Origin of the sequence: Vibrio sp. L85, assembly GCF_963871815.1 — a bacterium.
GTDB classification, from domain to species: domain Bacteria; phylum Pseudomonadota; class Gammaproteobacteria; order Enterobacterales; family Vibrionaceae; genus Vibrio; species Vibrio harveyi.
Genome location: NZ_CAWMYL010000084.1, coordinates 1 through 18,375, shown reverse-complemented (window position 1 = coordinate 18,375; position 18,375 = coordinate 1). Strand labels below are relative to the sequence as shown.

Sequence of the window (18,375 nt, the reverse complement as noted above, 5' to 3'; positions counted from 1 at the left end):
TGATAAATTCAATGTTCTTTCATTGAAATAGAAATAGTCTTTATAGAAATTATCTTTCTAAAAGAAATTAAATTTTTTTGTCTCTTCCTCATTGAGTACAACTTCATTTTGCATTGGAAATGTGCCACAAAGTACATGCAGCTTATTATCCACCAGCTTGAACGGTGCCAGATAACCATCACGACTTACATCATGTGAACAACAAAACAGTGCATCATCGGTAGCGCCGAATACGTTATGTTTACCATCTGTTCGCGTTACGTGGTCACAACTGTAAGAGCCATCATCATTCACCTTAGCTTCGAGAAACTTGGCCGGGGAAAGAGCGTTGCCAAGTTGTATCTTTGGTATCGCAATTTTGGTTTCGAAGTTTTCCACTGCTTCGTCACCATAGAAATCTCTTTGCACGTATGTGTTTCCCGCGGTGATGAAAGTAACCATTGCTAATGCAACCATTAAGGTACAAAAGAAAGCGGTACTTAACTTTTTGAAAATGAGATAGCTGAAAACCATCAACATTGTTAAGGATGTCATTGATAAATAAGCCAAACTATACCTCTAGTAAGCGATTCTTGTAGTAACATCATGATATTACTCTGAGCTATGATTCCCGCAAGTTCATATAAATTTGATGGAATTTACAGTATTCCGAGTAGTATTGAAAATCATTCTTTCTAGATGGACCATTTATGTCTAAATATCAGAAACAATTCGAAGAAGCACTCCAGTTCGGTACGGACCTGTTTGGCGCGGATGCTATCTCTAATAAATCAGCAAACAGATTTGCATCAACCTTAATGAAGGATGATCAACTCAATGCAACTATTCACCAATTTATCATTTCGCTTATTGAACACTTCTTGTTGGATAGAGCAAAGTTAGTAGGTGGAAGTCCTTCATTCAAATGCCATGTTGTGTCCCAACAATTTAAAGAGTTTGCAGATAATTGGAAGGTAAGCGAAAGGGCCAGTTCGATTGCAGATCTTCGTCTTACTGTTGGCAATGTATTTTATAAAGGGAATAACATTTACCAATTAAACAAAAAAAAGTTGAAGACGATAATTAATGATGGCCAAACCCTTTCTAAATCTCTCGATCTTCACGTATGGCTAACTGCATCCGATATGACTGTTTACGATTTATCAATCATACCGACTTTAAGGGAGCTTGGTTACGACATGGAGAGTTATGAGATTTTTGACTTCAAGGTTTGGAGTTCTGGAGATAAGAAAGATTTTGATTATGTCCCGCTATTGGTGGATGATAAATTCTCACACCGTGTCGATATTTTTAGCTAACGACAAGATTCTGCATAGCAAGGCTCCCAAATCGGGAGCTTTTTTATTGCCTGCAATTCTCCAGGTCAAACCATTTCATAAAAATGTTACGTTGTCACCTCTCACGCGCCGAGGGCTGAACAATATTACCTTCGATAAATGTTATTAACGAAGGTAATCAAAAAAATTGATTATTTATCGGATTTATTGAGTTTTTATGTGTTTATACGGTGGTAGTGTCGATGACTTGGATCCCGATGAATTCGAGATCGATTCGACAACATCATTTGGCAGATCTGCGCCCAATGGGGAGCACGTATGCTGTTTAGGTCGAATAGATGTTGATGTGTATTTTGTCGAAGTGTCTACTTCAAGGTGTTTAGTGAGCGTTATGAAATTATACTAAATGAATTAGTGATTAGGTGATGGATCAAATAAACGAATGGCTATGCGTAGTGCATAGCCATTTTTTGTATTAATCGAGTTCGCTCAGTTTTGCTAACTGTGTAAGTGTGAGGTTTGCACTGCCATCACTTGAAACTTCTTCGTAAGCATTTCCCCAGCATACCCAAGGCCACTCCATTGATGACGCAAAGCGTGTTTTAGTTACTTCCAAGCCGTAGGTTGGGAAGAATGCGCCTAGTCTGCTTGAAGTGTTCTGGAAGGAGAACAAAATCTTAGCAGTTCGGCTGATACTTGCCTGAGTCATGTTATAAGTCATCAGCGCTCCAGTAGTACCGGATCTTGCGGCTAGTAGTGTGTTATCCAATGATTAAGCGCCTACTAAACTCGACCCGCACATATTGCTGAAAGTGTATATATCGACGTTTTCGAACCACCAACCATATTGCTCGCCATCATTGAGATCACTATATTCAGGAACCCAAACAACTGTGTTCATTTTACAACATATAAAAATATTTACTGTTTAAATGCTCATTTAGTACTCATAAATAGTTCCATAAATTCAACACATTCTCTCTGTTGCTCAAATACGATCAGTTTTTATTTTGAGTGTTGGTGACAGAATGACTTCTAAAAAAGTGCTAGTGGAAAGGAAGATTAAAAGGAAAGTGATGGCCAGAGTTCTTCTAAGCTCGGGTATTGGAATTTCCATCACGGCTGCTGTTGCAGGTATGGTTTATGCACAATCGGTCGAGCACTTCAAAACGATGGAAGATAAAAAGCTGGAAAGGCCAGTAAATTTTGATTCATTCCCGGCATTCATTAGAGGTATGAACCAGGAGCCAGCACGAACTGACAGTGACAACAATGGCCTCCGTGATGACATACAGTTAAAGATCGCCTATCAATACCCATTTGATGCCAACAAGAGAGCGGCCCTAATTCAGTATTATGAGTCCCTAATTCAGCTTCTACGATTAAATACTGAAATGCGTGAGTTGAAGATTTCATATGGAATTATGCAAGTGAACAAGGCTCTAAAGTGCCTCCAGAGTGAAGGGGTGCCAGAAGATGTATCATTAGCTATCAAGGAAATGGCACTTGATAGGGATGCGCTTCTAGTAAGGCATGATGAAATATTGGCTATGGAACCGAACTTACCCCCTGAGTTATTCCAACGAAGAATCGAGAGTGATTGTAATTTGCTGCTACAAAACAATGAGCAGTCGTTACAGAGTTGGGTACCTAACGATTAAAGATTGCTTACTGTACAACTCACTAATTAACGGTGAGTTTTTGTTGCATTAAGATCACGATTGGTCGTCATTGATAGTTGAACGCTAAGTTTTAATATCGTAGTATTCCTTTGTTGTTTTTGCGTAAACATAGCATGAAGCGTATATTTTTTGACTATATTGCATTCTCGTTTGACTATTGGGAAGTTACATCACCTTTTCTCATAACCCGCTTCGGCGGGTTTTTTTTATCCAACCATCACCTAATATCGTTCTACATCGGACCAATCCGTTTACCTCGCCTCTATAAACAACAATCAGAGTTATACCGCCTGCCTTAATTTGTGGCCATTAGACTTACCTGTTATGGGTCATCGCCACGAAGGGATAGAAGATAAATTTTGTCATTTATATATTCATTAACACTAATGAGTTATTTATCATTAGTTCAAAATAATGTATAGATCCACGCCAATGTTTGCATGCCGAATAAAAATGAATGCATGTTCGTATGACTAGTTGAGGGGCAATGAATTAAAAATATTGTGGTCGCTTTTTATACCTATTCACTTAAATGACTGCGCATTCAAAAAAAAATGTATTGCCCCCGAATTTTTTCAAGCCTGATGCTTATCTATGCAAATGTTATTCACAATCATATAGAAACCCACGTGCATAATAAGGTAATATTTGTAGTCGATAACATTGGAACTATTACATGGGCTATTTCATCGGTCATCGCCAGTACGTAAAGTCTGAGCTTCAAATTCAAATAGAAAGTGAGAAGCTAGAGTTAAAAAAGCGATTAGCAAAGGAAAAATGGGATAGCCAATGGATCACTGTTTGGCGCCTTAAACGCTTTAGATTGTGGACAGATCAAGCAATCGTTAGGTGGTTAGGCAAACCCAAAACAAAAGGGAAATATAGGGTTTTCTCTGTAGATGATGTGCGAATAGTTGAGGCTGAGAAGGATTTCAAAGACTGGCTTGCCCCACGGTTAACGCGCAAATTATTGAAAGATGAATTTTTTAATATCAACAAGTTGTAACATTAAGGTTAGATGTGAAGCGCTTTTTAGTCAGCTTAGTTGGATTGGGATTTCTAGTAGGCTGTAACAAACAATTCGAGACAATCAAATTACCTCATAATTCAGTCATTAATGAGGGCAGTTTTGTTTTTGCTGAACTTGGTACTGAATATAATGTGAAGGTTTCCAAAATCGGCGTCCATGCACCAGAGAATTGTTTTTTTGACACATTCTCGACAAGGCTGGACAACCATTCTCACCGTATATTTTATGATTTTCTCTCTATGACGTGCGGTAGTAGTACTTTGTCATTTAGGGGGTACGCGATAGGTGGCGATGAAATAAGAGGGTTGAGACTTGATCCTGAATCTGGTGAACCAATATCAGCAGATTACCACTTTAAAGTAAAAGTGATTAAGGATGCCTACATAAGCGATATTGAATTAGTCATAAAGGAAATTTAGCCTTTGAACGATTTGTGCGTAGGACGTTATCCACTGGCGCGCCTACGTTGCAAATGCATTTATCATCAACAAGTTGTGGTTTTGTGAAGGGTGCTCACACTCTCACGATTTTACCCAGTAAACAAACAGTCAGCCTTATTGTTGTACTAAAGCAATTGTTTAAAAATGTGGTTCACATTGATAAATTTGGGCACTGTTTTGACTTACAGAGTGGTAAGAATCACCGAACTGATGGACTATGAATTCGGGCAAGTTGAGGGTGATATTAACCGTTTGGAAAAGCGGGATATTTCTAATCTGCCAGGTGGCTATTCGTTTGAGAAGCTGGTGGATAAATTAAAAACCGGTGAGTTGGCTCTATTAACGGATTTCCCCTCAAAGCCAGTCCTCTCACAAGATAGTATGACTCGAACATGGTCATTAACATCAGACGCTAGTGACTTACTGACAGATAGTGCTAAATCTGCATTTTCAACTCGAGCAAATATGGCCGGCGGCCCTCCAGTATCCACCAGTTCTGCAGCTGGTTATTCCTATGTACCCAACATTGATGAAACCTACGTCCCGGAACCTATTGTCATCGACAAGCAATCTGAACCGGAGCTTAAATTTGAATATTGCTTTGAGATTGTCGGTTCAGAAGAGTCATTTAGGAGCAATGTAGGATATTGGTTTTCATTGGCAAAAACCAAGGCTGAGATCTCTCGTGGACGTTGGGGCGCTGTTCGTACTGAGCATGGTATGAAATACACTACTCAGACCGCGGTCGATGAACCAAAGAGATTATTAGCATCCGTGGGTGATAGGGTTCTCGGCATTAGCCTGCCACATGAGGTTAAGGTGAAGCCCATTGGTTCAGGGCAGGTAAAAGATTCGTTTATACCGATAACGCCCACTGTACAGTTAGGTGAGCGACTAGCTTTCCCGTCAGAAGGTTATTTTTATCATTTTGCGAATGGTCATCTGATCCAGGAATATAAAATGCTTGGTGATGGCCACTTCGGTTTCTATGCGACCCGAACGACCCAAAATAGGCTCGATGACGAGCAGTTAGCTAACTTGTATCAAAATACTATCCTAGTGTATTGGAAGATTGATGGTCAGCTGGTCACTGACCAAAGCCTTGTGTATTTAGATCATCAAATCACGAAGGAACAATTAGCCAATATCAATGACGAATGGGTCAATGAGAATGGGAAGGTTCTGGATGTTAACGCACTACTATCAGCCCCAAATCTCCCTGTAGATGAAAGGCTCTCAGTTACTTCTAACGCAACACCTCCACCTCCACAAGCAACACATACGGTTTCAATTAATCCAAATACCAACAGTCGTGAATTGTGGCCAGAGATCGCAGAGCAACATAATCTCAACGCAAAACAGCTATTAGACCTTAACCCTGAATTCAACGATGACCCAATGAAGCTAAAGGTTGGTGACGTATTGAAGGTTTCCGCACCACCAGCACCAGTTAAAAGTGACAAAAAGACGGAACTACCACCGACATCACCAGGTACCTACAATTGCGCTTCAAATGTCTTCTACCGCCATACTGACCCACTAATTTCAGGCACTAGCTGTCATTCAATCAACCAAGAACGGTTGCTCGAGAAAGACTATCCGGTAGTGAACGTCAAAACGCTTAGTAAAGATAGTAAGGCAACTGACTACGGCAAGGCCGCTATTCTTGCTTTGCCGGCAAGTGCTGGGGCTTCTAATTTAGGTTTGATCAGTACCAGTACATCAAACACTATGGGCTCTTGGGCTATTTCCGGTGAGGCGGTCGGTGCATTTGCTCGAGTAGGTGGCTTTCTACTTGCAGCATTATGGCCATCTCAATTAGCGGATAGCACGCTGGATGCTCACCCCGAATACCATGCACATGACTCTGGTCAAATGCGTGTTCGTTTCAATATGTACACCGATGAAAACGGAAAGCAGCAAATCGTCGGGATTAAAACTGGGGATGGCGCCGCGTATGGTGATCGGGTTTCTAAGCGTGCCGCAGAGAAAAGTGGCCAGAACTTTGTCGCGGAACTGGACTACGGGATCACGTTAACATGGACACCTGATGGTTCCACGGATGTACTATCTCCCGATACCGTGACAACTGAAAACAACGAGCTGGACGTACAAAATATCTGGGTCCGTCCTATTGAAGAACATGAGCAAGAACTTGGGACGGCGCTCTATCCAGAAGATGATCTAGCCGAGTACATCATCACGTTTCCAATTGACTCTGGGTTGCCTCCACTTTACATAGTGTTTAGGAAGACTGCACGTGACGAAAGTGGTGTAGTTACCGGTCATGGTGAAGAGATCGCTGGTATATGGCTCGAAACGGCAGGGGAAGAACTTGGGGCTCCAATTCCTAATCAAATCGCTGACAAGTTACGAGGGGAGGAATTCAAGAGCTTTGATGCATTTAGGAAGGCATTTTGGCTAGAAGTGGCAAATGACCCTGATTTATTGAGCCAGTTTAGCAAGGCTAATCAGCGCATCATTAAGCGTGGTAGCTCTCCATTCCCTATACCAACAGAACAAAAAGGTGGACGGGATCGTTATGAGATACACCATGTTGAAGAGGTTCAGCACGGTGGTAAAGTGTATGACGTGGACAATTTAAGAGTAATGACTCCGAGAAGACATATCGATATTCATAAAGGCTTATGAAATGGAACTAAAAGGTAAACTCCAAGACTACACAGAATCAGAATTTAGACGATTTCTGGATGAATTTTTTGAAGACACTGAGACTAATAACCTCCCGGACTCAGAATATGATGAGTACATTTCCAAGCTGGCAAAACACTTCTCTACTATTGTTGAACACCCAGAAGGTAATGGTTTGATTTTCCACCCTGCCGCAAGTCGTGAAGATTCAGTTGATGGTGTGATTGAAGAACTCAAATCATGGTACAAACAGCAAGGGAAGGGGTGTTTCAAAGATGAATAAAACCGATGGTTATGGGATACTTCACTCTTAAACAATGACGTATATAAGTTCATAATGAGTGGGGTTGTCCTGGATAGAATGCAGATAATCGTAACCGGTAATGGAAGATTCCAGCCACTAGCCGTAACCGAATCCGTTCTTAATGCATTGCTAGAGAAGGGGATTACTGTACCTATTGTTGAGATCGCTGATGATGCAGATAACCTTTTCCTTTCACCATCAGCTGGTGGTGATTTAATACATGAAGAGTATTTGCAGATCCAACGAGATGAAAGTTATTTCACTGATAGCCCAGTATTCTTCGTTGAGATTTTCGAACGACAGCATAGTGGTGGCGATATTGGGTTGGAAGAATTGCTTGAGTTTCTGCCCAGCGAATCTGAACAATTCATCAGTCAGATTACCGCGGCTTACATAACACATCGAGGGCTATGCCTATCATGATCTATAAGCGGATTGCAAAAACGAAAGGCGCAGAACCTATTAACCAAGCGCTAAGAGTTCTTTGGCCTTGCAAGGTAATCAGTGGTCTGAAAATTAATAATGCATCAACTGAGCTTAAAGCACGGTTTCTAGACGAAGTAACGGTGAGTGCAATGGCGTTTCTTGCTCTTGGTTTCTGGTTGGGCCAAGGAACAGTACTATTTACTCTTCCTGTCTTCACATACCTTGGCTTTCGTTGGCGCAGAAAGCTAAATTCTATTGATTGAAATCACTATAAACGCCGATAAACAATATCGATTTAATGAGTAATGATTCGCATGAAAAATGAAGACCTGATTAATGCACTACGACACGAAATCGAAAGCAATAAACTGGGCTTGGTAGCTGACTTGATCGCTCACCTATCAAGTAAAGGTGATGAAGATTTAGACCTCTACCGTTATCTAACCAAAGCTACTGAAATTGAATACGAACTCCTAATCGATGTTATTAGGGTGACAAGAGAAAAAGGCATTTATATGTTCAATGGTCTTGTATGTGAGTAAAAAGCGCCATATTGTCATCTAATTTGATGTTTAAGTTATACAGCTAATCCTTGTGTTGTTATATTTGATCTGAATCCTAAATCGACCATTGGTGAACACTTGAATTTTCAAACTTCAAATACCACCGTAACGGTAAACACACTTAAGGTAGATGGTAAGAAGCTAACTAAGTCCGTCCTGTCTAACTTGGCTGTTGTTGATTTTTACGATATTTATGAAGGCGCCCTTTCAGGGCGTTATCAATTTATTGCCAAGTTCCCTATCGAAATTTTTGCCAAGTTAGCAATTGCTAAAGAAAAGATCTTACCTGTTAGGTTGACGTTGCCATCAAAAAATGATTTATCTGACTCTTCTGCCGAAGTTTCAGGTGTTGTTATTTTTGACACAAAACTTGAGGCTTTGGTGATTGGTTGGTTTTGCAACCGGTATGCTCATAAAAGCACAATTGAAGCTAAGAAACGCCATGAATTGTACCGAGAATTAGCTGACCTCTCTGATAATGACTTGCTCAATGAGTTTCAAAAACATCCTGAGACTTACCTGTCTATTTCTAACTCGCGTGAGTTAATAGAGTTTTTGTATGTTTGTTCCAAGCTAGAGAATGAACGGTGGTCAGTTTCCTATGGCGACGGCATCGAGCATTTGCAGGGTTTAATGGATTATGAACAGACAGAAAAATGGTGGAATGAAATGGATAGATCTGATCCGAATTTTCATATGCATGAATACATTTCCGATATACCTAGTGGAGAATGGGTACACGAAAAGATTAATCAAATGTGGGAACGAAACAAGGAGGATTATCTCCGAGATGTTTCATCAGATGAAGCGATTGCTTATGAAAAATTGATGGCGAGTACTAGTAACGATTTGAAGGTACACAATCAATATGAAGCTTCTCCGTTTATTTACCTGTAAGACTTATTAAAAAAGGGAGCACATTTGCTCCCTTTTTCATCCACCGAATATTAAGAAGATTAAATTGCAAAATCTTCTAGCTTTTTATCACCGCTATCGATCGCTGATTGAATGATGGAAGGAGTACGGCCTTGGCCAGTCCACGTCTTCTCTACACCAGCTTCATCAGTGTATTTATACTTTGCTGGTCGAGGTTGGCGGGTACCTTTCGCTTTCGCTTTAGTCGCGCCTGTTAATGCAGAGATCAGCTGTTCTACATCTAGGCCTTGCTCTTCAATTTGCTTAGCGATGGCACTCATTTTCTCTTCTTGTTCTTTTTGCGCTGCGCGCTCCAATTCTTCTGCTTCTCTGCGTTCTTCTACTACAGTAGTCAGCTTATTAAGCGCGTCCTCCAATTGTTCCAACGTCATTTCTTCACGAGCGTAAGCACGAAGGGAACGGATATTTAGTAGCACTTTAGTAAGTTCTGTCATTGTAACCTCTAGTTTAAGCCAATAGGGTAGGCATCAGTGTTCATGTTTAATCGGACTGATCGGGAATGCATCAGCAGTAGTATTACCAGTTTTATTCAAGAGGATTCAACTTCTTAGTCTTAGCACTATGATGTCGCTCAGCTCTTGTTGTGTGTAAGTAACGTGACGTTACATCAATACTTTCGTGTCCAGCATCCGCTTGAACGTGTTGCAAAGGTCGGCCATTAGCAATGTCATGTGAGATACCAGTGTGACGAATGCTATGGACAGTTAGAACTCTTATCTCTGCAGCGTCTTCCATCAAACCATCTTTTTCAAATCGCGCAGCAGTTTTATCGAGAACTTCTTGAATTATTTCGCGTATTTGTCGAATCCCCAAGTTTGCATTCAACACGCCTTCTTCGCGGCCATGTGAAGCTGCTCTGTGACGAACAAACAATGGTTCATCATCCGTGGGACTTGGCATCTCCGGGAGTTTACGGAATGTCCTGTAACGGATTAGTGCCTCTTTGAGTTCATCCGACACGGCTACTGTGCGTCGCTTACCGCCCTTAGACTTAGGGATGTAGAAGCCCAGATAACCGGTTTTTTTGTCACGCCTGAACTGGGACATGACTGGCGCATAGCCGGGGCGAGCCCCGATCTCTGAAATACGGCAGTAGGTTCCGTAAAGCAGCCTCACCAGGAATAGTGTTCTTTCGTGAGTTTGAGGGTCTTCTTGGGCCATCTCTTCGACGGTATCCATTACATATGACCACTGCAAATCAGAGAAGAACTTCATTTCGTCATCATCTTCACCGGCTGCAGTAGATTGAGATTTTGATTTGTACTTCCCAAACTTTAAGACTATCGCTGCAGGATTTGCATCACAGTACTCTTCGGCATTCAAATACTGAAAGAATAAGCTCAATATGCTCAGTTTTTGATGTGCTGCATTAGCAGAGAGTTTGTATTTAACTTCGTTTATATCGGCATTTGATGACTTAGGTTTTGATTTTCGGAACAGTCGCCATTTGAAATTAGGCACATTCTCGCCAATACCCTTGTTAAATACGAACTGTGCCGCGTTGTAGGTGCCGATCAGTTCTTCTGGCGGGTTCTCACACCATTCAATGTATTCGCGCATTCTGGCGCGATTCACCATCGATACAGACATACCTTGAACAGACCAGCACCAATGAAGAAACGTATTAATCTCGGCGCGGTAGGCTTTGAAGTTATTGTATGCTTCTTTTTGCTCTGATAGCCAAGCAATAGCATGCTCATATAACTCGCCGGCATCTTCGACAAGGTTAATCGTCAAATGTGCAACGAACTCGTTAATGTATGGGCTAGGGTTATCCAATTCCTCAGCTGAGCCAAACAATGGCATCGCAGGAGGCAGTGGAATCGAATGTCTTATATTCAACGTATTATTCACCTGTTATTTCGCACATAACCATTTTACCACTCTTTGTATTTCTCATGCTGCAAACCTGAGTCTCGTTGTAAACAGTAAATGTTGATAGTTTTATACATCAATTTAACGCCACATATTAAACATGTAAGACATTTATTGTATTATGCGCCAAGAAATTGATTTATGAAACGAACATTGTTTGAAAGTGCTTGTTTTTGAATAACAAATACTCACTTTTGGACTCTAAGGACAGTTAGATGACTGCGATCATTGAAATTCATCAGCAAGATAACCCGAAAGATTTCGATTTGTCAGATGGTAAACAAGAAGCAAAAGCACGAGTAACAGCAAATCGAATTACTGGCTTAATGGGTAATACGTCTACTAATTCAGTCCGTGTACACCTATCAGATATAGAAAGAGGTTTGCTCGATACCTCCCCAAATCCAAGAGGAAACTGGCGCACCTGCTGGGTGATGTATCTTAGTAAGCAGCCATGTAGCTGCAGATTACCTCGCGGCTTTGGACAGTTTAATGTTTAAGAACACGGTCAATACTCACCAAATGTATGACACAAACTATCATGAACATCTCGATAGCATGGTCACGTGGGCAACCGGCATTTATCCCGATTCTGGATTAATGGTGATCGGCACTGCAGATAAGCGTTGGTTTGTTGAGGTCGACTTCGGTACCGATTTTGATTATTGCAATGGTATCTCAAGACCGCATATCGCGCCCTATCAAGAGCCACTGTTCTTTAAGAGTGAGAGTGAAGCCCGAGACTTTGCTATTTCGCAAATACGAGCGATAGACAATACCTTCGAAGTTCTGGATCTACATGGTTACTTCGAGCAAAACGGGGAAGACGAATGACACCATACAAAAAATCTTTTGGCCAATGGGTATCTGTAGGCGAATCACTGCCGACTACGGATGGTAAATACATGTGCAAGATTGAGCGCGCTGGAGTAGAGATAGAAGCTCTTCGCCTTCTAAAAGGGAATCATTGGGGTCGTCTCAGAAAACGGAAAATAAAGCACGCTAAGCCGGTGGCAGCGGTCGCAATGGCCTAAACTTCCCCGCACCGACCTTGGCGCTGCTGCGCCATAGGTAATCGCCGGTCAGGTTGATGTGCTCCCACCCCAGCGGCGACAGATATTGCAACAATGTGTCGTCCAGCGCCGTGCCGTTGCCACGCAAAGCACTGGTGGCACGCTCCAGATATACCGTGTTCCACAACACGATGGCCGCCGTCACCAGATTGAGGCCGCTGGCCCGGTAGCGCTGCTGCTCAAAACTGCGGTCGCGGATTTCACCCAATCGGTAGAAGAAGACCGCCCTGGCCAGCGCGTTGCGCGCCTCGCCCTTATTCAGCCCCGCATGGACGCGGCGGCGCAGCTCCACGCTTTGCAGCCAATCCAAAATGAACAGCGTGCGCTCGATGCGCCCCAGCTCGCGCAACGCCACGGCCAAGCCGTTCTGGCGCGGGTAGCTGCCGAGTTTGCGCAGCATCAGCGAAGCCGTTACCGTGCCTTGCTTGATGGAGGTGGCCAGCCGCAGAATTTCATCCCAATGGGCGCGTATTTGCTTGATGTTCAGCCTGTCGCTGCTAATCATCGGCTTGAGCGCGTCATAGGCGGCATCGCCCTTGGGGATGAATAGCTTGGTTTCGCCCAAGTCACGGATACGCGGCGCGAAGCGAAATCCCAGCAAATGCATCAAGCCAAACACGTGATCGGTGAAGCCTGCCGTGTCGGTGTAGTGTTCCTCGATGCGCAAGTCCGACTCGTGGTACAGCAGGCCATCAAGCACGTAAGTTGAATCACGAATGCCCACGTTGACCACCTTGGCACTGAAGGGCGCGTACTGGTCGGAGATATGGGTGTAGAAAGTCCGTCCTGGACTGCTTCCATACTTCGGGTTGATATGACCAGTGCTTTCTGGTTTGCTGCCGGTTCTGAAGTTCTGGCCGTCCGACGATGACGTGGTGCCGTCACCCCAGTTGCCGGCGAAGGGTTGCCGAAACTGCGCATTCACCAGCTCGGCCAGCGCCGTCGAATAGGTTTCATCGCGGATGTGCCAGGCTTGCAGCCAAGACAGCTTGGCGTAGGTGGTGCCAGGGCAGGACTCGGCCATTTTGGTCAGACCCAGGTTGATCGCGTCGGCCAGGATCGTCGTCAACAGCAAGGTTTTGTCCTTGGCCGTGTCGCTGGTCTTCAGGTGTGTGAAGTGGCGGGTGAAGCCCGTCCATTCATCGACCTCCATCAGCAACTCGGTGATTTTGAGGTGCGGCAGCAGCATAGCTGTCTGGTCGATCATGGCTTGCGCGGCGTCTGGTACTGCCGCGTCCAGCGGCGTGATCTTCAGGCCTGACGCGGTGGTGATGATGGCATCCGGTAAGTCGTTGGCCGCAGCCATGCGGTTGACTGTGGCGAGTTGCGCCTCCAACAATTCCAACCGGTCATGCAGGTATTGGTCGCAGTCGGTGGCCACTGCCAGCGGCAATTCGCTGGCCAGCTTCAAAGTGGCGAACTTCTCGACCGGCACCAGGTATTCGTCGAAGTCCTTGAACTGGCGAGAACCCTGCACCCAGACATCACCGGAGCGCAGCGCGTTCTTCAGCTCCGACAGGGCGCATAACTCGTAGTAACGCCGGTCGATGCCGTCGTCGGTCAGAACCAGCTTTGCCCAGCGCGGCTTGATGAATGCGGTTGGCGCATCGGCGGGCACCTTGCGCGCGCTGTCGCTGTTCATGCCGCGCAGCATGTCGATGGCATCGAGCACACCCTTGGCGGCGGGCGCAGCCCGCAATTTGAGCACGCCCAGGAACTGCGGCGCGTAGCGGCGTAGCGTGGCATAGCTTTCACCGATGTGGTGCAGGAAATCAAAGTCGGCAGGCCGCGCCAATGTTTGCGCTTCGGTGACGCTGGCGGCGAAGGTGTCCCAGGGCATAACGGCCTCGATGGCGGCGAACGGATCGCTGCCGCTTTGCTTGGCCTCAATCAACGCTTGACCGATGCGCCCATACATCCGCACCTTGTCGTTGATCGCCTTGCCGGAAGCCTGGAACTGCTGCTGATGCTTGTTCTTGGCCGCGTTGAACAGCTTGCCGATGATGCGATCGTGAAGGTCGATGATTTCATCGGTGACGGTGGCCATGCCTTCGATGGCCAGCGCTACCAGCGTGGCATAGCGTCGTTGCACCTCGAACTTTGCCAGATCAGCAGGCGTCATCTGGCCACCTTCACGAGCGATTTTGAGCAGGCGGTTCTGGTGAACCTGCCGCTCGATGCCTGCGGGCAGATCAAGTGCTTGCCAGGATTTCAGGCGCTCAATATGTTCGAGCATGTGGCGAGAGTTCGGTTTGGCAGGCGACTGGCGCAGCCATGCCAGCCACGTCACTTTACTGCCGTCCTTGCGCTTGAGAAGTTCGTCCAGGCGCTGACGGTGGGGTGATAACAAAGAATCGGTCAGCGCCGCGTAAATGCGTCGGTTGGCACGGGTGATGGCCTCGGCGCTTGCGCGCTCGATGGCATTCATGGCGGGCAGGATAATGCTCTGCCGCCGCAGATTCTCGACAAGTGCGCTCGCCAGCACGATGCCTTTGTCGGTCTGCAAGGCCAGCTCGGTCAATGTATGCACGGCTTGCCGATAGTGGCTCATGGTGAAGGGCTTGAACCCAAAAACCGTTTGCAGCTCGACCAAGTGCTCCCGCCGTGTCTGTTCGCGCTGGCCGTACTCGCTCCAACTTTCCACTGGCATCTTGAGTTGCGCGGCCACCATGCGCAACAGGGGCGGAAACGGAGGCTCATCGACGCCCAAAAAGGTGCCAGGGAATCGCAAGTAGCAAAGCTGCACAGCGAAGCCCAATCGATTCGCGGCGCCGCGACGCTGACGGATCACCGACAGGTCGGTTTCGTTGAACGTGTAGTGCCGTATCAGTTCGTCTTTGGCATCTGGCAGTGCCAGCAGGCTTTCGCGCTCGGTGGCGGACAGGATTGAGCGGCGTGGCATGGTCAGTCTTCCCGCAGGTACTGGTACAAGGTTTCGCGGCTGATGCCGAAGTCACGGGCCACCAAGGTTTTTTGGTCGCCTGCCGCAACTCGCCGTTTCAACTCGGCAATTTGTTCGCTGTTCAGCGATTTCTTTCGTCCCCGGTAGGCACCGCGCTGCTTGGCCAGCACGATTCCCTCGCGCTGACGTTCGCGGATCAGGGCGCGCTCGAACTCAGCGAAGGCTCCCATGACCGACAGCATCAGATTGGCCATCGGTGAGTCCTCGCCGGTGAACTTCAGCCCTTCTTTGACGAACTCCATGCGCACGCCCCGTTGTGTCAGCCCTTGGACGATGCGGCGCAGGTCATCAAGGTTGCGTGCCAGCCTGTCCATGCTATGCACCACCACGGTGTCGCCCTCGCGGACGAAGGCCAGCAGCCTTTCCAGCTCGGGACGCTGGGTGTCCTTGCCAGAAGCCTTGTCGGTGAACACCCGCGCCACCTGAACACCCTCCAATTGCCGTTCCGGGTTCTGGTCGAAGCTGCTGACGCGGACATAGCCGATGCGTTGACCTTGCAAGATGCCTCCAAAGGCAAAAGTGTCAGGATGAAATCTATTACCTTTGACGGAATATGTCAATCAATAGGAAATTTAACTCTATTCTGACATCGTTTGTCGTTTTCAGAAGACGGCTGCACTGAACGTCAGAAGCCGACTGCACTATAGCAGCGGAGGGGTTGGATCCATCAGGCAACGACGGGCTGCTGCCGGCCATCAGCGGACGCAGGGAGGACTTTCCGCAACCGGCCGTTCGATGCGGCACCGATGGCCTTCGCGCAGGGGTAGTGAATCCGCCAGGATTGACTTGCGCTGCCCTACCTCTCACTAGTGAGGGGCGGCAGCGCATCAAGCGGTGAGCGCACTCCGGCACCGCCAACTTTCAGCACATGCGTGTAAATCATCGTCGTAGAGACGTCGGAATGGCCGAGCAGATCCTGCACGGTTCGAATGTCGTAACCGCTGCGGAGCAAGGCCGTCGCGAACGAGTGGCGGAGGGTGTGCGGTGTGGCGGGCTTCGTGATGCCTGCTTGTTCTACGGCACGTTTGAAGGCGCGCTGAAAGGTCTGGTCATACATGTGATGGCGACGCACGACACCGCTCCGTGGATCGGTCGAATGCGTGTGCTGCGCAAAAACCCAGAACCACGGCCAGGAATGCCCGGCGCGCGGATACTTCCGCTCAAGGGCGTCGGGAAGCGCAACGCCGCTGCGGCCCTCGGCCTGGTCCTTCAGCCACCATGCCCGTGCACGCGACAGCTGCTCGCGCAGGCTGGGTGCCAAGCTCTCGGGTAACATCAAGGCCCGATCCTTGGAGCCCTTGCCCTCCCGCACGATGATCGTGCCGTGATCGAAATCCAGATCCTTGACCCGCAGTTGCAAACCCTCACTGATCCGCATGCCCGTTCCATACAGAAGCTGGGCGAACAAACGATGCTCGCCTTCCAGAAAACCGAGGATGCGAACCACTTCATCCGGTGTCAGCACCACCGGCAAGCGCCGCGACGGCCGAGGTCTTCCGATCTCCTGAAGCCAGGGCAGATCCGTGCACAGCACCTTGCCGTAGAAGAACAGCAAGGCCGCCAATGCCTGACGATGCGTGGAGACCGAAACCTTGCGCTCGTTCGCCAGCCAGGACAGAAATGCCTCGACTTCGCTGCTGCCCAAGGTTGCCGGGTGACGCACACCGTGGAAACGGATGAAGGCACGAACCCAGTGGACATAAGCCTGTTCGGTTGGTAAGCTGTAATGCAAGTAGCGTATGCGCTCACGCAACTGGTCCAGAACCTTGACCGAACGCAGCGGTGGTAACGGCGCAGTGGCGGTTTTCATGGCTTGTTATGACTGTTTTTTTGTACAGTCTATGCCTCGGGCATCCAAGCAGCAAGCGCGTTACGCCGTGGGTCGATGTTTGATGTTATGGAGCAGCAACGATGTTACGCAGCAGGGCAGTCGCCCTAAAACAAAGTTATGCAGCCAAATCCCAACAATTAAGGGTCTTAAAATGGTAAAAGATTGGATTCCCATCTCTCATGATAATTACAAGCAGGTGCAAGGACCGTTCTATCATGGAACCAAAGCCAATTTGGCGATTGGTGACTTGCTAACCACAGGGTTCATCTCTCATTTCGAGGACGGTCGTATTCTTAAGCACATCTACTTTTCAGCCTTGATGGAGCCAGCAGTTTGGGGAGCTGAACTTGCTATGTCACTGTCTGGCCTCGAGGGTCGCGGCTACATATACATAGTTGAGCCAACAGGACCGTTCGAAGACGATCCGAATCTTACGAACAAAAGATTTCCCGGTAATCCAACACAGTCCTATAGAACCTGCGAACCCTTGAGAATTGTTGGCGTTGTTGAAGACTGGGAGGGGCATCCTGTTGAATTAATAAGGGGAATGTTGGATTCGTTGGAGGACTTAAAGCGCCGTGGTTTACACGTCATTGAAGACTAGTCCTTTGCATAACAAAGCCATCAAACCGGACGCCAGAGATTCCGCGCCTGTTGCGCATGGCTTCGCCATTTTATGCGCAATAGGCGCGCCACCCTGTCGCCGTTTATGGCGGCGTTAACCCAAAGGAGTATCGTGAAAATATCACTAATGGCTGCAAAAGCAAGAAATGGGGTTATTGGCTGCGGCTCGGATATCCCGTGGAACGCTAAAGGTGAGCAGCTGCTTTTTAAAGCAATAACTTACAATCAATGGCTCTTAGTCGGCCGTAAAACATTTGAGGCAATGGGGGCTCTCCCAAATAGAAAGTATGCAGTTGTCAGCCGCTCAGGATCGGTAGCTACTAACGATGATGTGGTTGTGTTTCCATCTATAGAAGCAGCAATGAGGGAGCTAAAGACTCTTACGAACCATGTTGTTGTTTCTGGTGGTGGAGAGATCTACAAGAGTCTGATCGCCCATGCCGACACGCTACATATCTCGACAATAGATTCCGAGCCAGAGGGCAATGTTTTCTTTCCGGAAATCCCCAAAGAGTTCAATGTGGTGTTCGAGCAGGAATTTCATTCAAATATAAATTATCGCTATCAAATCTGGCAAAGGGGTTAACCATCCAAGCCATCGGACACATTTTGCTTCGCTGCGCTCAAAACGCAAAATGTGCCGCTGCTTAGCGGCGTTAGATGCACTAAGCACATAATTGCTCACAGCCAAACTATCAGG

21 protein-coding genes are annotated in these 18,375 nt (G+C 46.7%); 14 read left to right on the top strand and 7 right to left on the bottom strand.

Features of this window, described 5'->3' with window-relative positions; genetic code table 11:
• Positions 1 to 57: 57 nt before the first annotated feature.
• Positions 58 to 549 carry a hypothetical protein gene (locus tag AACR11_RS08825; protein ID WP_139374567.1) on the bottom strand — a complete coding sequence of 164 codons (492 nt, stop codon included), beginning with the start codon at positions 547 to 549 and terminating at the stop codon, positions 58 to 60.
• Positions 550 to 689: 140 nt separating this feature from the next.
• Here AACR11_RS08825 and AACR11_RS08820 point away from each other — a divergent pair, with 140 nt between their 5' ends.
• A complete protein-coding gene (locus tag AACR11_RS08820) occupies positions 690 to 1,298 on the top strand; it encodes a hypothetical protein (protein WP_053411073.1) in 609 nt (202 codons plus the stop codon).
• 454 nt (positions 1,299 to 1,752) lie between these two features.
• Here the strand turns inward: AACR11_RS08820 and AACR11_RS08815 are convergent, their stop codons facing one another.
• Entirely contained in the window at positions 1,753 to 2,046 is a 294-nt protein-coding gene (locus tag AACR11_RS08815; protein WP_139374566.1) for a hypothetical protein, read from the bottom strand.
• Positions 2,047 to 2,305: 259 nt separating this feature from the next.
• Between AACR11_RS08815 and AACR11_RS08810 the strand changes: the two genes are divergently transcribed.
• The 9 genes from AACR11_RS08810 to AACR11_RS08770 all read left to right on the top strand — a co-directional run bounded on the left by AACR11_RS08810 (position 2,306) and on the right by AACR11_RS08770 (position 9,271).
• Entirely contained in the window at positions 2,306 to 2,938 is a 633-nt protein-coding gene (locus tag AACR11_RS08810) for a hypothetical protein (RefSeq protein WP_017190622.1), read from the top strand.
• 697 nt (positions 2,939 to 3,635) lie between these two features.
• A complete protein-coding gene (locus AACR11_RS08805) occupies positions 3,636 to 3,965 on the top strand; it encodes a hypothetical protein (RefSeq protein WP_017190623.1) in 330 nt (109 codons plus the stop codon).
• 14 nt (positions 3,966 to 3,979) lie between these two features.
• Positions 3,980 to 4,408: a hypothetical protein gene (locus AACR11_RS08800; RefSeq protein WP_017190624.1), complete on the top strand. Its 429-nt coding sequence runs from the start codon at positions 3,980 to 3,982 to the stop codon at positions 4,406 to 4,408.
• 231 nt (positions 4,409 to 4,639) lie between these two features.
• A complete protein-coding gene (locus tag AACR11_RS08795) occupies positions 4,640 to 7,081 on the top strand; it encodes a T6SS effector antibacterial DNase (RefSeq protein ID WP_017190625.1) in 2,442 nt (813 codons plus the stop codon).
• Between the two features lies 1 nt (position 7,082).
• Positions 7,083 to 7,364, top strand: a complete 282-nt coding sequence (locus AACR11_RS08790; RefSeq protein ID WP_017190626.1) for a bacteriocin immunity protein — start codon at positions 7,083 to 7,085, stop codon at positions 7,362 to 7,364.
• Positions 7,365 to 7,442: 78 nt separating this feature from the next.
• Entirely contained in the window at positions 7,443 to 7,808 is a 366-nt protein-coding gene (locus AACR11_RS08785) for a hypothetical protein (protein WP_017190627.1), read from the top strand.
• A complete protein-coding gene (locus tag AACR11_RS08780; protein ID WP_017190628.1) occupies positions 7,796 to 8,074 on the top strand; it encodes a hypothetical protein in 279 nt (92 codons plus the stop codon). Before AACR11_RS08785 ends, AACR11_RS08780 begins: the two co-directional genes overlap by 13 nt.
• A 51-nt stretch (positions 8,075 to 8,125) precedes the next feature.
• Positions 8,126 to 8,353, top strand: coding sequence for a hypothetical protein (locus tag AACR11_RS08775; protein ID WP_026000358.1), 228 nt, complete (start codon positions 8,126 to 8,128; stop codon positions 8,351 to 8,353).
• 99 nt (positions 8,354 to 8,452) lie between these two features.
• Positions 8,453 to 9,271 (top strand): hypothetical protein, encoded by an 819-nt coding sequence (locus AACR11_RS08770; RefSeq protein ID WP_017190630.1) that lies wholly within the window; start codon positions 8,453 to 8,455, stop codon positions 9,269 to 9,271.
• A 59-nt stretch (positions 9,272 to 9,330) separates the two neighbouring features.
• Here AACR11_RS08770 and AACR11_RS08765 read toward each other — a convergent pair whose 3' ends face one another.
• Both AACR11_RS08765 and AACR11_RS08760 read right to left on the bottom strand, forming a co-directional pair.
• The gene (locus AACR11_RS08765; RefSeq protein ID WP_017190631.1) at positions 9,331 to 9,744 is read right to left on the bottom strand and encodes an H-NS family histone-like protein; all 414 of its coding nucleotides are present in this window, start codon (positions 9,742 to 9,744) and stop codon (positions 9,331 to 9,333) included.
• Positions 9,745 to 9,835: 91 nt separating this feature from the next.
• Positions 9,836 to 11,152, bottom strand: coding sequence for a tyrosine-type recombinase/integrase (locus AACR11_RS08760; RefSeq protein WP_202801023.1), 1,317 nt, complete (start codon positions 11,150 to 11,152; stop codon positions 9,836 to 9,838).
• A 248-nt stretch (positions 11,153 to 11,400) separates the two neighbouring features.
• On the opposite strand from AACR11_RS08760, the gene AACR11_RS08755 reads away from it, so the two are divergent.
• Both AACR11_RS08755 and AACR11_RS08750 read left to right on the top strand, forming a co-directional pair.
• Positions 11,401 to 11,685: a hypothetical protein gene (locus AACR11_RS08755; RefSeq protein ID WP_053411072.1), complete on the top strand. Its 285-nt coding sequence runs from the start codon at positions 11,401 to 11,403 to the stop codon at positions 11,683 to 11,685.
• Positions 11,678 to 12,019, top strand: a complete 342-nt coding sequence (locus AACR11_RS08750) for a hypothetical protein (RefSeq protein WP_017190634.1) — start codon at positions 11,678 to 11,680, stop codon at positions 12,017 to 12,019. The genes AACR11_RS08755 and AACR11_RS08750 overlap by 8 nt, the downstream gene beginning before the upstream one ends.
• Positions 12,020 to 12,187: 168 nt before the next feature.
• On the opposite strand, the gene AACR11_RS08745 is transcribed toward AACR11_RS08750, so the two are convergent.
• From AACR11_RS08745 to intI1, 3 genes are all read right to left on the bottom strand, one after another.
• Positions 12,188 to 15,160 carry a Tn3 family transposase gene (locus AACR11_RS08745; protein WP_079324323.1) on the bottom strand — a complete coding sequence of 991 codons (2,973 nt, stop codon included), beginning with the start codon at positions 15,158 to 15,160 and terminating at the stop codon, positions 12,188 to 12,190.
• 2 nt (positions 15,161 to 15,162) lie between these two features.
• The gene (locus AACR11_RS08740) at positions 15,163 to 15,720 is read right to left on the bottom strand and encodes a recombinase family protein (RefSeq protein WP_001162012.1); all 558 of its coding nucleotides are present in this window, start codon (positions 15,718 to 15,720) and stop codon (positions 15,163 to 15,165) included.
• 296 nt (positions 15,721 to 16,016) lie between these two features.
• Positions 16,017 to 17,030: a class 1 integron integrase IntI1 gene (intI1, locus tag AACR11_RS08735; protein WP_000845039.1), complete on the bottom strand. Its 1,014-nt coding sequence runs from the start codon at positions 17,028 to 17,030 to the stop codon at positions 16,017 to 16,019.
• Positions 17,031 to 17,202: 172 nt separating this feature from the next.
• Between intI1 and AACR11_RS08730 the strand changes: the two genes are divergently transcribed.
• The gene (locus tag AACR11_RS08730; RefSeq protein WP_001749986.1) at positions 17,203 to 17,655 is read left to right on the top strand and encodes an NAD(+)--rifampin ADP-ribosyltransferase Arr-3; all 453 of its coding nucleotides are present in this window, start codon (positions 17,203 to 17,205) and stop codon (positions 17,653 to 17,655) included.
• A gap of 132 nt (positions 17,656 to 17,787) precedes the next feature.
• Complete coding sequence (gene dfrA27, locus AACR11_RS08725; protein WP_001749985.1) at positions 17,788 to 18,261, top strand: trimethoprim-resistant dihydrofolate reductase DfrA27; 474 nt, start codon at positions 17,788 to 17,790, stop codon at positions 18,259 to 18,261.
• The last annotated feature ends 114 nt before the right edge of the window (positions 18,262 to 18,375 follow it).